The organism is Nonomuraea sp. NPDC050383 (assembly GCF_044459125.1).
In the GTDB taxonomy this organism is placed as follows: domain Bacteria; phylum Actinomycetota; class Actinomycetes; order Streptosporangiales; family Streptosporangiaceae; genus Nonomuraea.
On sequence record NZ_JBITIP010000011.1, the window covers coordinates 270,834 to 285,522 of the forward strand.

The window sequence follows — 14,689 nt, forward strand, 5'->3', positions numbered from 1 at the left end:
GCCGCACCCAGCCGGGCGGTCAGTGGCGCAGGTGCTTGCGGGCGAACTCCAGTTGCAGGCTCATCTGCGTGATCCGCTCGGCCACCACCAGCGAGCCGCGCACCGCGTCGTAGGTGTAGACCTCGTACGGCCGCCCGTGCTCGGCCAGCTTGGCCACGTACTTCTTGATCTGGCGCAGCGGGCAGCGCGTGTCGTTCTCGCCGGCCAGGATGAGCACCGGGCTCTCGACCCGGTCCACGTAGGTGATGGGGGAGCTGGCGGCGTAGCGCTCGGGCTGCTCGTCGGGCGAGCCGCCGAGCAGGGCGCGGTGGTAGGCGCGCAGGCTCTCGGCCTCGTCCTCGTACGAGGTCTGGTGGCAGGCGATCGGGACGGCCGCGATGCCCGCGGCCCACAGGCCCGGCTGGGTGCCGAGGCCGAGCAGGGTGAGGTAGCCGCCCCACGCGGTGCCGCTCAGCAGGATCCGGTCAGGGTCGGCGACGCCGCGCTCGACCACCGTCTCCCGGACGGCCGCCACGTCCTGTAACTCGATGTGGCCCACGTCGCCCCGCAGGGCGTCGCGCCAGGCCGAGCCGTAGCCCGTGGAGCCGCGGTAGTTGACCCGCACCACGGCGAACCCGGCGTCCACCCACGCCGCGACCTCGGGGGAGAAGGCGTCGCGGTCGTGCGCGGTGGGGCCGCCGTGCAGCATGAAGATGGTCGGGAACGGTCCGCCGCCGTGCTCGGGCCGGGAGACCAGCGCGTGGATCCGGCCGCCGGGGCCGGTGATGTCGAGGTCCTCCACGGGCACGCTGGGCGGCGCGGCGGGGCCGCCGGCGTTGATCACGACCTGGCCGTTGGTCGACTTGATGACCGGCGGGCGGGACGCGCTCGACCAGGAGTACTCGACGTGACCGGCGGGGCGCGGCGCGGCCTCCTCGATCACGCCGTGCGGCGTCTCGATCGGCGTCAGGCCGCCGCCTCCCAGGTCGTAGCGGTGGAGGTACGTGCGTGCCCGGTTGTCGCGCAGGATCAGCAGGCCCCGCCCGTCGTGGTACCACTCGGCGGCCAGGTCGCCCGAGTCGCGCAGCCAGATCTCGCGCTGCTCGCCGGTCACCGGGTCCCAGACCAGGGGCTCCTGCCGATGGCGGCGCTCGTGCAGGGCGAGCAGCCGGCGGTCACCGGCCACGGGGGCGAAGCGGAGGCCGATCACGCCCTTGCCCGGCCCGTCGTACAGCTCCCGGACCGTCTCGCCGTTCTGGCGCACCACCCGGAGCGCCGGGTGCCGGAAGTCGCCGTACTCGCCGTGGTTGATGGCGATGAGCTCCCCGTCGAGGGACATGTCCGCCACCCAGGCGGCCTCGGGGTGCTCGTAGAGCAGGTGGGAGGGCTCGCCGGGTCGTACGAGATGGATGCGGAAGGTGCCCTCGCTGGCGAGGCTGATCGCGGCGAAGCCGGTGCTCGACAGCGCGATGCCGCCCGGCTGGCCGGGTGGCAGGCCCGGCGCCACGAGCTCGCTGGGGCCGCCGTTGAACGGCTGCCGCCACCACACGCCGAACTCGTCGCCCTCGGTGTCGGCGAACCAGTAGATCCACTGGCCGGTGGGGTCGATGGTGGCGTGGGCGGTGCCCTTGGGCCGCTCGGTGACCTGGCGGGTGGCGCCGTTGGCGCGGTCCCAGGTGTAGACCTCCCAGGTGCCCGTGGCGTTGGAGCGGTAGACGGACCTGCTCGGTGCCTGGCGCGCCCAGATCGGCAGCGTCATGCGCGACGCTCGGAACCTGGCCTGCCAGCGTTCCTCGGCCTTCATCCGGCGCGCCCCCTCCCTCTGCCGCCCGCCTCCGGCCACGGGTTGCCGTCCAGTATTGCTCCTGTATCGCGGAAATACTCGCCGAATGTAGGGGAATTTCGGGTTAAATGCCTCATGAGCAACACCAGCCCCACATGTCCGTCAAGGAATGGTCCTTGACTTCGGCGCCGCCTCGAAGACGGACAGGTGAAAGGCGGCCCGCGCCACCGCTTTTCCCGGGTTTCCCGCCGCTCCCGCCGTTGTACCGGTGCCGCGCGCGATATACGCGGCGATTCGTTCGTCCAGCTCCGCGGGGTCCGTGTGCCACGCACTCGGGCCCATCCGCACGACCTCGGCCACGCCGTGGCGGTCCAGCTCCATGTCGAAGGTGATGGAGCGCCGATCCACCTCGGCGAACCCCTCCATGCCACGTGCCAACCGCCGCTCCTTGTCCTCGTCGACGGAGAGCAGCCCCAGCTCCTCGACCAGCGGGCTGAGATGCGCGGGCGCGGGCGTGACGACGACCACGGCTCCGCCGGGCCGCAGGACCCGCAGGAACTCCGCCGAGTTCCTGGGCGCGAAGACATCCATCACCACGTCGGCCACCCCGCTCCGGATGGGCAGCGGCCGCCACACGTCAGCCACGAACGCTCCCAGCCTCGGATGCGCTCGCGCCGCCCGCCGGACGGCGTGCTTGGACACATCGAACGCCACTCCGATGCTTCTGTCGACCGCCTGGAGCACGCTTGCCAGGTAGTGCCCGGTGCCCGCTCCGGCGTCCACGATCACCGGCCTCGGCGCGTCGCCGGGCTCCTGCCCGACCGGCTCCGCCCGGTGACCGGGATCCACTCCGGGACCACCGTACGCCTTCGCCGCCGCCCCGTCCTCCGGCTCAGCGAAGCTTTTCTCACGAATCGCCGTTCCTGCGCTCTCCCGGCCGACCGTAATCCGCATATCTACACATTCGGCGACAGCTTCGACAAGCGGCGCGAAATGCCCATTGCTCAAGAAATCCGCACGTGCGGCGACCATCTCGGCGCTGTCGGCCGTCCCGGGTACGCGTGATCCCACGAGCAGGCTCACGTATCCCTGCTTGGCGATGTCGAACGCGTGCCCGTCGCCACATCGGACGGCACCCCGGTCAATGGTCACCGGTTCCCGGCAAATAGGGCAGGCCAGAAATTCGATGATGTCAGCGAGCATGCCGCTATTCTTCCGGCTGCCGGTCGGGGCCGCCTCCGAGGGGAGGGGTCAGGCGGCCGCCGCGTGGAGGAAGTCGGCGTTGCTCGTCGTCTCGCGGAGCTTGCCGATCAGCAGCTCCAGCCCCTGGTTGCGGTCGAGCGCGGCCAGCATGCGGCGCAGCCGCCACACGACCTGCAGCTCGTCGCCGGGCAGCAGGAGCTCCTCGCGCCGCGTCCCGGACGCCTCCAGGTCCACGGCCGGGTACAGGCGGCGCTCGGCCGAGTCCCTGGCCAGGTGGAGCTCCATGTTGCCGGTGCCCTTGAACTCCTCGTACAGGCTGTTGTCCATGCGCGAGCCCGTGTCCACGAGCGCGGTCGCGAGGATCGTGAGGGAGCCGCCCTCCAGCACGTTGCGGGCGGCGCCGAAGAAACGCTTGGGCGGGTAGAGCGCGGAGGCGTCGATGCCGCCGGTCAGGACGCGCCCGCCGCCGGGCGCCAGGTTGTTGTAGGCGCGCCCGAGCCGCGTCAGCGAGTCGAGCAGCAGGACGACGTCCCGGCCGGCCTCCACGAGCCGCTTGGCGCGCTCGACGGCCAGCTCCGCGACGGCGGCGTGGTCGTGGTCGGGGTGGTCGAAGGTCGAGGAGAAGACCTCGCCGCGGATCGAGGCGCGCATCTCGGTGACCTCCTCGGGCCGCTCACCGACGAGGACGACCATGAGGTGGACCTCCGGGTGGTTGCGGGCGACGGCGGCGGCCAGGGCCTGCAGGACCATGGTCTTGCCGGCCTTCGGCGGGGCCACGATGAGCCCGCGCTGCCCCTTGCCGATCGGCGCGAACAGGTCGATGACGCGGGTGCTGAGCGACTCGGTCTCCAGGCGCAGCCGCTCGGACGGGTGCACGGGGGTCAGGTCGGCGAAGGCCGGCCGGTCGCGCCACTCGGCGGCGCCGTTGACCGACTCGACGCTCACCAGCTTGCCGCCCGCGACGGAGGCGGCGACATGGTCGCCGTGGCGCAGGCCGAGCTGCCGGGCCCGGTCCGGGAGGACGCGGACGTCGCCTGGGCCGGGCGCGTGCCCGGCGCGGATGAAGGCGTCGCGCTCCCGCAGGTCGAGCAGGCCGGTGACCTGCCGTACGGGTGCGCCGGAACGCTGCTGGGGAACGGAACGCTGCTGGGGGAGGGTGTGAACAGACATGATGGGGCCCCTTTCAAGGGCAGGCAGGACGGAGGTCCGGCGGCCAGGGCTCGTACACGGAGAAACGCCGTGTGACCCGGCGGGGTGGGATGGTCGCGATCCGGCCCGACGAAAGAGGGCGGTTCGCGGAGAAGAAACCGGCGGAGCGGTAGCTCAACGCCAATCGGAACGTATCACACGTTCTGAGCCATGCAACGCCTAGCCCGCATGGGCTATTCCCGGGCTGTTCTCGTGTCGTAGCACGCCGGACGACCTGCGCGGCCGTAACAATGTTCTTCTCGCGACGCCGTCGAACGACACCGAGGCCGTCGAACGACGCCCATGCGGCGCGTACGACGACATGGAACGCCCGGCCGTGCCGCGGCATCGTGTCAAGCGTGATGCAGGGCTCCTGCAATCCGGCCAGGTTTTCCTGTAGGCGAGCAGCATTCCAAGGGGGATCCCATGAAGACCAGCACCTGTTGCCCTCAGTGCCACCACGAGCTCGACGAGGGGCCGATCATGTACCGGTGCGCGCACTGCCGCCGCACGGTCTACGCCGCCGACCTCGACAACGAGTACGTGCCGCGCACGCCCGTCGCCGCCTAGGAGCAGGTGTCCGAGGCCCAACGCGGCCGAAGCCGTCAGGTCGTCCGGCGACCGCTCCATGCGCGCACGTGCGACGCGTCGAGGAGTTCGGCCCCGTCTCCGAGCGGCAGCGCCGCGGAGGTCCTGCCCTCGACGAACCGGTCGAGGAACGCCAGCGTGAGAGCCCCCACGAGCCGGGTGACGCCCTCCCCGTCCACGGGACCGAGATGGTCGAGGCGCTGCTTGCCGGGCAGCAGCGCCAGGTCCGTGAAGTCCCGGTGCGCGGCGTCGGCGATCTTGACCCGTACTACGTCTCCGCGCAGCCCCGTCCGGCCGAACTCCTCGTAGAACAGGTGGCTGTGGTGCACACGGCCCTGGAAGTCCGCGTACAGCCCGAGGATCGGGACGCGGGCGGGGCGACCGAAGAGGTCGGCCGCGAGGTGCATGCCGTCGAGGTTGACGGCGGCGCGGGCGCGCGGGTCTGCCTGCGCGGCGCTCGCGGCGGCGCTCCCGCCGAGGGACATTCCCATGTACGTCAGCCGCGCCAGGTCGCAGGCTCCGGCGAGGTCGCCGAAGGGGCCGTCCGGTGTCGCGGCCGACAGCGCGTCGCCGACGGCGATCATGCGATCGCGCCACTGCCGTACGAGCGGGACTATCTTGCCGCTCTCCCAGAGGTCGGCGTACCAGTCATGGCGGGCGTCGAGGTCGGCGCCGAGCGACGTGAGGCGCTCCAGCCGAGAGAACAGGTCGACGGCCGCGGCGAAGATCGGCTCCCTCGGTCCGAGCCGCGATCCGTCGGGCCGCGCGGCGAACCCGCCGCCGCGCTGCAGCACGCTGACGACGACGTAACCGTGGGAGGCGAGTTCGGTCATCAACGCGGTGTTCTGGGCGGGGTACAGGTCGGCGCCGTGGGAGTACACGATCGTCGGATGGGGTCCCGGCAGGGCGGGTGCGTCGCGGTGGTCGTGCGTGAGCGCCGCGGCGAGCAGGGCCGTGGTGGTGTTGGGCGGCCAGGTCGGGTTGCGGCGGGCGGTCCACTCCAGCAGCAGGTCCCGCTCGCTGCCGACCGCGTACGGCCGGGGCCGGCCCGTCGCCGCCGCCGCGGGGTACCAGACTCGCATCAGCAGCGGGCCCGTCTCGATGTCCCGGACGCCGGCCAGGCGAGGGCCGGTGGGGCGGGGAAGGCGTACCTCAGGCATCGGCGCCGTCCCCCCTCAGCCAGATCAGCCCGTCGCCGAGACGGCTGCGCCACCAGGTCTCGTCGTGGCCGCCGGCGAACTCGCGGTAGCGGTGGTCGTAGCCCTTGAGCGCGAGCACGTCGCGCAGGTGCCTGCTGGCGTGGATCTGGCCGGGCGTGGCGGGCGGCGGCCCCGTCTCGAACGCACCGACCTCCTGGTAGATCCGGATGGGCACGCGGTCGGCCCGCCGGAACTCGTCGATGAGCGCGGGCGTCCTGGACCTGGCGCCGACGACCGTGTCGGCCGGATTGGAGGCGGGGTCGGCGAGGCAGAGGTAGGCGCGCAGGGTGTCCGGGTCCCACCAGGCCGATCCCGACAACATGAGCACGCCTCCGAACACGTCAGGGTGCTTGAGCCCGGTGTAGGCCGCGCACAGCCCGCCCAGGCTGCGGCCGGTGATGACGGTAGCCGCCGGGTCCTCGGTGAGGGGGTGGCGCCGACGCGCCCAGGGCAGCAGGTCCTCGGCCAGGTGGCGAGACCATTCCGGGTTGCAGGAGAGTTCCTTGCCACGGTCGCCGTTCTGGACGAACAGCGCCGCCGTCGGCGGGATCAGTCCCTCGGCGTGCAGGTTGTCGAGGACGGTGCTCGCACTGTGGCCGGCGTAACCGTCGAGCACGACCAGAACGCCCAGGGGAGCGCCTGGCTCGTCGTGGCCCGCCGGGATGTACGTCCACACCTTCCTGCCGTCGTCGTACACCCCCTCGGTCACCGTTCCCCTCGGGACGTCGGGGCGCCGGTCGGTCCACGACAGCGGCTCGGCGTCCGGGCACACCAGCACCGACTCCAGCGGCGGCACGCCGCGCGCCATCTGAGCGGCGAAGTCATGCGGTTCGCGGACCCGGGCGTACGGGTCGGGGACGCGCTCGGTCCCGGACGCGTCGGCGACCTCGAAGCTGTAGGTGGTGCGCACGTCCGCCCTGATCCTCCAGGTGAGGAACCAGGTGGCGGTGCCCGGCACCGGCAGCAGAGAGCGCCGGTGCGGCGGGAGCCCGCTGACCGTCTCGTTCACCGTGACCCGCTCGACCGGCCGGTCCGCCTTCCACAGGAAGGTCACCAGGCGGGTCCGCGGGTCGTCGGGGCACGTCTCGATCAGCGGCGTGCCGCCTGACCGCAGCTCGGTCCACAACCGCGCCTCGCTCCCGACCGGATCGTCCGACTCGAACAGAGCCTTGATGCTCGGGCTGAGCACGTCGTCCCCCATGTCGCCGGTCTCCCCTTCTCGCTCGCCTGTCTGGCTGAACGGAACCAAAGCACGGTACGGCGACGGATGGCCGAATCATGAGCGATCCGTCACGGCGGGCGGCGTGACGACGGATTCGTGCCAGGGGTCGAGCGGGACCACCCCGATCGAGCGCCCGTCCGCGTCCAGCACGCGGCCCATGCGCTTGACGACGCGCAGGGCGACCATCCGGTCCAGGACCTCCAGGGACGGGATCGCCCCCGTCATGCGGGCCTCGCCGTACGGGACGTCGGACACGTGGCGCAGCCACTGGCTCGCGAAGAGGTTCGGTCGCGCGGCGACGGCGAAGCTGCCCCGGTTCTCCGGCAGGGCGGCCAGCGCCCGCCCGACGGCGTCCAGCTCGACGGCCGGCACGCGCAGGAAGTAGTTGACGAGGATCGGCCAGCCCGCGGCCTCCTGTGTGACGTCGCACCTGATCGACACCAGCCCGGCGGCGATCATGGCCGCCACCCGCCGGCTGGTCGTCGAAGGGCTCTCGCCGACCTGCTCGGAGAGCGCCGCCACCGGGGCGCGGGCATCCAGGCTGAGCGCGCGGAACAGCGTCCGGTGCCGTTCGGAGACGGCGAACGGCCGGGGCGCGCGTTCGGAGCGGCGGTCGAGGCCGCTGATCTCGGAGCGTGCCAGCGCGTCCAGGCGCCAGGAGCTGCCCTCGCCGTACACCTGTGTGATCGGGTAGAGCTCGGTGCGCAGCACGCCCGACAGGGTTTCGATCCGGGCGAGGACGAGGTCGGCCAGGGCCTGGTGGGAGGCGGCCATCAAGGTCAGGAACAGGCTGCGGCCGGAGCCGACGATCGTGATCGAGGCCACCCGCGGGTTGACGAGCAGGGCGGCGATCACAGCCTCGCGGTCGGACGGCCGGCACTCCACGTCGAGGTAAGCGGGTGCGAGCCGGCGCAGGAGCGCGGGACCGGGCGTCACCAGCACCGACACCAGGCCGCGGTCCACCAGCCGCTGCCAGCGCCGGGCGGCGGTGATCGGGTGCTGGGCGCAGGCGGGGCCGATCGTCGTCCAGGGGGCTCGCGGCGCGAGCTGGACCGCGTGGATCAGCCGAAGATCCTGCTCGCTGAGCTCCTGCCGCACGGATCCGTCACCTCCAGCCCTGGATTTGCCGATTCGCTGACGATAGCGGCTACCGGATGGGTGGATCTGCTGCACTCCAGCGACGAAGCCCATCCAAGCAGGAGGACGATCCGTGATACCCACCGGCCTGTTGGTGTCCCTGCGCCGAGCGCTGCACGCCGACCCAGAGCTGGGGCTCGCGCTGCCCTTGACCCAGCGGCGGGTGCTCGACGCACTGGGCGGGCTCCCCCTGGAGATCGCCCTGGGAGCCGCCTCGACCTCGGTCACCGCGGTGTTGCGCGGCCGAGGGAAGCGTCCCGCGGAGGAGGGACCGGTCGTCCTCCTGCGCGCCGACATGGACGCGCTGCCGGTCCAGGAGCAGACGGTCCTGCCGTACGCCTCCCGCGAACCGGGCGTGATGCACGCCTGCGGCCACGATCTGCACACCGCGATGCTCGTGGGCGCGGCGCACCTGCTGTGCGCCGCGCGCGATGAGCTGCCGGGCGATGTGATCCTCATGTTCCAGCCGGGCGAGGAGGGGCATGACGGGGCCGCGGTGATGCTCTCCGAAGGGGTGCTGGAAGCGGCCGGCGCTCCGCCGCTCGCGGCGTACGCGCTGCACGTGCAGTCCGTACGGCGGGCCGGCGTGTTCGCCACCCGTTCAGGCACCGTGCTGTCGGGCACCGCGCGGATGCGCGTCACCGTGCACGGCAAGGGCGGCCACGGCGCCGTGCCGCATCGTGCGCTCGATCCCGTGCCCCCGCTCGCGGAGATGATCACAGCCGTGCACGCCCTGGTCACCCGCAGGTTCGACGCCTTCGACCCGGTGGTCGTGACGGTCGGCCACGTGTCGGCCGGATCGCACGGAACCGCCATCCCCGCCTCGGCGTTCTTCGAGGCCACGGTCCGCACCTACTCCGAACGCAACCGCGTGGCGGCCCGCCGCCTGCTGCGCGAGCTCGTCACAGGTATCGCGGCGGCGCACGGAACCACAGCGGAGATCGAGTACGACGCCGAGCTGCCGGTCACCGTCACCGACCCGGCGGAGACCGCCTTCGCGGGCGATACGATCCAACAGCTGTGGGGCGCGCAACGGCTGGCCGCGATGCCCCACCCGCACCCCGCCTCCGAGGACTTCTCGCGCGTGCTGGCGCAGGTGCCCGGGGCTTTCGTGTTCCTGGGCGCGCGCCCGGCGCGTCTGGGCCGCGACGAGGCGCAGGAGAACCACTCTCCGCTGGCGGAGTTCGACGACGTGGTGCTGGACGACGGCGCGCGGCTGCTGGCCGAACTGGCCATCCGGCGACTGCGTGCGGCCGGCACGGCCCCATGAGCGCCGCCTTGGCTGCGTCTACACGTCGCCAGGCTTCCGGTGTTCGCTGAACCGGTGGGCGATCGATTCGAAGGTTTCGGCCCGTGCGGGCAAGCCCGGCAGAGCCCACGGTCATGCCGCGGCACTCTAGTCTGGGCTGGTGCCACACCAGCCCCTCATCGTCTCGGGCGTCGAGGTCACGCCCCTCTGCGACGCCGTCGGACCCATGGGCGCGAGCATCCTCCGCCCGATGGCCGAGATGTTCCCGGGAGCCGACCTCCCCGAAGAGCCGTGGACCCTCCACTTCCACTGCTTCCTGATCCGCGACCCGGCCGACCGGCTCACGCTCGTCGACACCGGCATCGGCGCCGCGGGCTCACCGGCGTCCAGCTGGGCGCCGGTGCCCGGCTCGCTGACCGGTGAGCTGGCCGCTGTGGGCGTCTCGCCCGCCGACGTCGGCACCGTGATCCTGACCCACCTGCACAGCGACCACGCCAGTGGCGCGGTCGGCGACGACGGCACGCCCGTGTTCGCGGACGCCCGCCACGTCCTCCAGCGCGCCGACCTGGACGTGGCCGGCGGGCAGGTGCTGGATCAGGTGATCACGCCCCTGAAGGACCTGCTGCACGTCGTCGACGGCGACGCGGAGGTCGCCCCGGGCGTGCGGGTCCACCTGACCCCCGGCCACACGCCGGGCCACCAGATCGCCCGCGTCGGCGAGGTCGCCATGACGGGCGACCTGGTGCTCCACCCGGCGCAGCTCGCCGACCCCGCCGTGCGGTACGTCTACGACGACGACCAGGAGCAGGCGGCGGCCACGCGCGCCAGGGTCCTCGACGGGCTGCGCGCCGACCGCGCGGTCCTGGCCACGGCCCACTTCGCGGACCCGTTCGTCCGGCTGTGACCCCTCCGGTCCCGGCGTGACGTCCGGGGCCGGCTCAGTGGTCGGCCATGGCCGGCCGGCCGGACAGGATCGACGCGGGCAGCGCGACCATCGCGGTCAGCCCCCCGTACGGTGAGGCCCCGAGCCGGACCCGGATGCCCTGCCGGGCCGCCAGCCGGCTCACGACGAACAGCCCGAGCCGGTCGCTCTGCGCCAGGTCGAACTCCGGCACCTCCTCCAGCCGGGCGTTCAGCTCGTCCAGCTCGGCGCGCGGGAGCCCGAGCCCGCGGTCCTCGATCTCGACCGTGACCCCGTGCGAAGTGATCGTGGAGCGGACGTCCACGCGCGTCTGCGGCGGCGAGAACAGCGTGGCGTTCTCCACCAGCTCGGCCACCAGGTGCGCGACGTCGGTGACCGCGCCGCCCAGCACGGACACCTGCGGCGGCTGCAGCACCTCCACCCGCGGGTACTCCTCCACCTCGGCCACGGCGGCCCGCAGCACGTCCATGAGCGGGACCGGGTTGCGCCAGCCGCGCCCCGGCGCCTGGTCCGACAGGATGATGAGGCTTTCGGCGTGCCTGCGCATGCGGGTCGTGAGGTGGTCCAGCTTGAACAGGTCGGCCAGGATCTCCGGCTGCTCCGTGTGGCGTTCCATGCTGTCGAGCTGGATGAGCTGGCGGTGCAGCAGCGTCTGGTTGCGCCGGGCCAGGTTCACGAACACGTGGCTGACGCCGTGCCGCAGCCGCGCCTGGTCCACGGCCGCCTCGACGGCGGTGCGCTGCACGCTGTTGAACGCCGTGACGATGTCCCGCACCTCCGCCGTCTCCGCCTTGACCTCCAGCGGCGCCAGCTCCTCGGGCGTGGGATCGCCGCCGCCGGCGCGCAGCCGCTTGACCAGTCCGGCGAGCCGCACCTCGGCCAGCTCCGTCGCCGCGTCACGCAGGCCGGCCAGCTCCTCGCCCAGCCGGCGGCGGAAGCGCAGCGAGAGCAGGATCGAGGCGACGACCGCGAGCAGGCCCGCGCCGCCCGCCACGCCGATCTTGGTGAGGATGCCGTTGGCGGCGGGCGTGACGCGCCGCACGAAGCCCTGCACGGCCTGGGAGTGGTCACGCTCGGTCGCGGCCCACAGGTTGGCGCCGTCCACGGGCCACGTCGCCGCGGAGGCGGGCAGCCCGTTCGTCGCGGCCTGCCCGCGGATGGCGTCCTCCGCCTGCACGAACTCCTGGTACGCGGGGGAGGCCACCAGCTTGTCGTACGGTCCGCGCAGCTTCCCGTCGAGGTGGGAGAGCGCCTCGGTGTAGAGGAGGCGGCGGGTGGCGACCATGCCGATGAACGCCTCACGCTCGGCCTTGGTGATCCGGCCCCGCGCCAGCACCACGACGATGACCGCGCGCTCCCGGGACAGGATGTCCTTGGCCTCGCCGAGCATGGTCACGGCCCTGGCCTGCCGGTAGAGCGACTGCTCGGGCACCAGCACCATGGCGTCGAGCATGCGGAACGCGGCGTCCACGATCCGGCTGTAGCCGTCGATCACCTGGAGCGGCGCGGCGTCCGAGCCGTCGACCCTGCGGCGCAGCTTGTCCAGCTTGCCGAGCTCGCCGTACAGGGCGGTGAGCTGGGTGGCCATCTGCGGGGACAGGCCGCGCTCACGGCCGGCGAGCTGCCGGAACGTGGCCACGGTCCGGTCGGTGAGCGCCCGCTGGGTGGTCAGGCGCTGGCGGCCCTGCCTGCTGGTGAGGTACTCCACCGAGGCCAGGCGCTCGTTCTGGAGCTGCACGTTGATCTGCTCGGCGGGGTCGGACAGGTTCGTGACCAGCTCGTTGATCTGGAGGAGGCGCAGCCCGTCGCCGCCGGTCAGCGACGCGGCGAACGCCCACAGGCCCACGAGCGAGGTGAGCGGGACGAGCAGCAGGACCAGCAGCTTGAGCGCGATGGGACGGCCACGTGTGGGGGGCATGCGACCTCCGGAGGCATGGTGAGATCGCCTCGCAGAGTACACCTCTTTGGGGGGATTTCTCCGGCCTCACAGCGTCGGGCCGTGGCGGGGCGTCCTGGACGCCGCACCACGGCCCGTCGTGTCCTTCGAGGCACTCGGCCTCGAGGGGCCCGGTCAGGGCATCCTGTCCTCGCGGCCGCGCGCCACCAGGCGGTCGCCCGGCATGCGCGCGTGGGCGGGGCCGTGTGCCCGCGCCTCCGTGTACGCCGGCTCCCGGCCCGCGCCGTCGCGGCGGAAGGGAGCGGTGTCGCGGTCCTCTTCGTCCCGCTCCACCGCCCGGTCGCCGGCGGCCGTACGGTCGGCGGCGGCACGGTCGGCGCTCGCGCGCTCGGCGGCGACGCGGTCCTCGGCGGCGCGCTCGGTCTCCAGCCGGCGCTCCAGCTCCCGCTTCTCGTCCTCCAGCCGGGCGACCCGGTCGGAGGTCTGCGCACGGGCGCTGCGCATCTGCCGGCGCTTGCGCGCCGACCTGCGCGTGCCCGCCACCATCAGCGCGATGCCCAGGAGCAGCACCGCGGCGGTGACGGCTCCGGCCACGAACATCTGGAAATGGTCGGGCTCTAACGTGTAACCGAACAAGATGTACCTGGACGTCTCCTCGGTGGCCACCAGGATGACGGCACCACCGGCGAGCAGGACCAGGACCAGCCCAAGAAAGGTCATCCGAACTCACCCCTTGTCGTCTGAGCGAGTTTCCCCCTGCCCCCAAGCGGCCCCGGTATGCCGCGCAGGCCCCATCCGGCAGGGGTTCCAGGCCATGATGGCGTTCATGAGACCCGAGCCAGGACAGGTGCTGCACTTCTCCGAGGACCCGGCCATCGAGCGGTTCGTGCCGCACGTCGCGCCGACGTCGGCGCTCTCCGAGTCGTACGTGTGGGCGGTCGGTCCCGAGCGCTGCCCCGACTACTGGTTCCCGCGCCAGTGCCCCCGCGCGATGGCCTGGCGCGTCCCGGACACCACCGACGCCGACGCCGAGCGCGTCATCGGCGCCGGCTGCGGCGACCGGGTCCACGCCGTCGAGTACGGCTGGCTGCGCGCGATCATGGAGACGCGCCTGTACGCGTACCGGCTGCCGGCCGAGCCGTTCGCGCCCATCGGCGACCCGCCCCACGCCGTGGTCGCGCGGGTGCCGGTGGAGCCCCTGGGCCCTCCCGAGCCCGTGGGCGACCTGCTGGAGCTGCACGAGCGGGCCGGGATCCAGCTCCGCGTCCTCGACCGGCTCTGGCCGTTCTGGGACGAGGTGACGTCCAGCACGCTCGGGTTCAGCGGGATACGGCTGCGGAACGCTCGTCGATGAGGGCGGTCAGGCGCTCGACCGGCATCGACCCGGGCGGGAGCTTCTCGCGCGCGTAGCGGCCGCTTTCGAGCTGGAGCACCTCGTTGACCGGAGTGGGCACGCCGTGGTCGCGGCCGAGCAGGACGATCTCGCCGTTGAGGTAGTCGGTCTCGATGGAGCCGCTGGAGCGGGCGAGGCTCTGCCAGGACGAGCCGCCGCCGCGGGTGACCCCGTCGATGGGCAGCAGGTCGACCAGGTGGCCGCGCAGCTCGCGCTCCTCCTCCTGGCCGCTGAAGGGGATGCCCGCCTCCTTCAGCACCGCGGCGCCCTCGGCGCGGGCCCGCTCGTACACCGCGTCGGCGCCGGGCCGGTGACCGCACAGAGCCTCGACGGCGTTGCCGAGGTTGCCGATCAGCTTGCCGTACTTCCAGCGCATCACGTCGGTCTGGGCCAGGGCGACGAGGCCGCCCTTGGTCAGGTCGGCGACCATCTGACGGGTCAGGTCGTCCACAGCCTGGGGATAGCGGCCCACGTGCAGGAGGCCCGAGTGGGGATGGCCGTAGGCGGCGACCGTGCCGGGCTCCAGGTGCAGGGCGGGCAGCCACACGCACATGCCGTAGACGCGCTCGAACCTGCGCAGCACGGTCCGCTCGTTCTCGACGCCGTTCTGGGCGCAGACCACCGGCAGGTGCCGCGGCCAGGGGTCCAGCGCGGCGATCGTGTCCTGCGACTTGGTCGCGACGACCAGCACGTCGTCGTCGCGGGTGGGAACGGGGCCGTCGGCGGCGGGTATGGGGAGGGTCTCGTCGGACTGGGGGGTGATCAGGCGCAGCCCACTCGTCCTGAGCGCCTCGTAGTGGCCGCCCCGCGCGATCAGCAGCACCTCGTGGCCGCCCTGGAAGAGGCGGGCCCCGATGGTGCCGCCGACCGCTCCCGCTCCTATGACGATGTAACGCATGCGTTCGAGGATGTCACCCTCGTCACCGCCG

At 72.6% G+C, this 14,689-nt stretch carries 13 protein-coding genes; 4 read left to right on the plus strand and 9 right to left on the minus strand.

Annotated features, from left to right (window positions below; all coding sequences use genetic code 11):
• Window positions 1–19: 19 nt before the first annotated feature.
• The 3 genes from ACIBG4_RS27200 to rho form a co-directional block, all read right to left on the minus strand.
• On the minus strand, window positions 20–1,783 hold the full coding sequence (locus tag ACIBG4_RS27200; protein ID WP_397204217.1) for a S9 family peptidase: 1,764 nt from the start codon (window positions 1,781–1,783) through the stop codon (window positions 20–22).
• A 141-nt stretch (window positions 1,784–1,924) separates the two neighbouring features.
• A complete protein-coding gene (locus tag ACIBG4_RS27205) occupies window positions 1,925–2,965 on the minus strand; it encodes a putative RNA methyltransferase (protein WP_397204218.1) in 1,041 nt (346 codons plus the stop codon).
• A gap of 48 nt (window positions 2,966–3,013) precedes the next feature.
• Entirely contained in the window at window positions 3,014–4,135 is a 1,122-nt protein-coding gene (gene rho, locus ACIBG4_RS27210) for a transcription termination factor Rho (RefSeq protein ID WP_397204219.1), read from the minus strand.
• A gap of 444 nt (window positions 4,136–4,579) precedes the next feature.
• On the opposite strand from rho, the gene ACIBG4_RS27215 reads away from it, so the two are divergent.
• Complete coding sequence (locus ACIBG4_RS27215; RefSeq protein WP_310707366.1) at window positions 4,580–4,723, plus strand: hypothetical protein; 144 nt, start codon at window positions 4,580–4,582, stop codon at window positions 4,721–4,723.
• Window positions 4,724–4,758: 35 nt separating this feature from the next.
• Here the strand turns inward: ACIBG4_RS27215 and ACIBG4_RS27220 are convergent, their stop codons facing one another.
• The 3 genes from ACIBG4_RS27220 to ACIBG4_RS27230 form a co-directional block, all read right to left on the minus strand.
• Entirely contained in the window at window positions 4,759–5,901 is a 1,143-nt protein-coding gene (locus ACIBG4_RS27220; RefSeq protein ID WP_397204220.1) for a hypothetical protein, read from the minus strand.
• Window positions 5,894–7,141, minus strand: coding sequence for an alpha/beta hydrolase (locus ACIBG4_RS27225; protein ID WP_397204221.1), 1,248 nt, complete (start codon window positions 7,139–7,141; stop codon window positions 5,894–5,896). Before ACIBG4_RS27225 ends, ACIBG4_RS27220 begins: the two co-directional genes overlap by 8 nt.
• A 75-nt stretch (window positions 7,142–7,216) precedes the next feature.
• Window positions 7,217–8,260, minus strand: a complete 1,044-nt coding sequence (locus ACIBG4_RS27230; protein WP_397204222.1) for an Lrp/AsnC family transcriptional regulator — start codon at window positions 8,258–8,260, stop codon at window positions 7,217–7,219.
• A 112-nt stretch (window positions 8,261–8,372) separates the two neighbouring features.
• Here ACIBG4_RS27230 and ACIBG4_RS27235 point away from each other — a divergent pair, with 112 nt between their 5' ends.
• Window positions 8,373–9,569 (plus strand): M20 family metallopeptidase, encoded by a 1,197-nt coding sequence (locus ACIBG4_RS27235; protein ID WP_397204223.1) that lies wholly within the window; start codon window positions 8,373–8,375, stop codon window positions 9,567–9,569.
• Window positions 9,570–9,708: 139 nt separating this feature from the next.
• Window positions 9,709–10,452 (plus strand): MBL fold metallo-hydrolase, encoded by a 744-nt coding sequence (locus ACIBG4_RS27240; protein WP_397204224.1) that lies wholly within the window; start codon window positions 9,709–9,711, stop codon window positions 10,450–10,452.
• A 34-nt stretch (window positions 10,453–10,486) separates the two neighbouring features.
• Here the strand turns inward: ACIBG4_RS27240 and ACIBG4_RS27245 are convergent, their stop codons facing one another.
• Window positions 10,487–12,388 carry a nitrate- and nitrite sensing domain-containing protein gene (locus tag ACIBG4_RS27245; RefSeq protein ID WP_397204225.1) on the minus strand — a complete coding sequence of 634 codons (1,902 nt, stop codon included), beginning with the start codon at window positions 12,386–12,388 and terminating at the stop codon, window positions 10,487–10,489.
• Between the two features lie 153 nt (window positions 12,389–12,541).
• Window positions 12,542–13,087 (minus strand): hypothetical protein, encoded by a 546-nt coding sequence (locus ACIBG4_RS27250; protein WP_397204226.1) that lies wholly within the window; start codon window positions 13,085–13,087, stop codon window positions 12,542–12,544.
• A gap of 106 nt (window positions 13,088–13,193) precedes the next feature.
• On the opposite strand from ACIBG4_RS27250, the gene ACIBG4_RS27255 reads away from it, so the two are divergent.
• On the plus strand, window positions 13,194–13,721 hold the full coding sequence (locus tag ACIBG4_RS27255) for a DUF6886 family protein (RefSeq protein ID WP_397204227.1): 528 nt from the start codon (window positions 13,194–13,196) through the stop codon (window positions 13,719–13,721).
• Here ACIBG4_RS27255 and ACIBG4_RS27260 read toward each other — a convergent pair.
• Window positions 13,687–14,658 (minus strand): ketopantoate reductase family protein, encoded by a 972-nt coding sequence (locus ACIBG4_RS27260; RefSeq protein ID WP_397204228.1) that lies wholly within the window; start codon window positions 14,656–14,658, stop codon window positions 13,687–13,689. The genes ACIBG4_RS27255 and ACIBG4_RS27260 overlap by 35 nt on opposite strands.
• Between the last annotated feature and the right edge of the window lie 31 nt (window positions 14,659–14,689).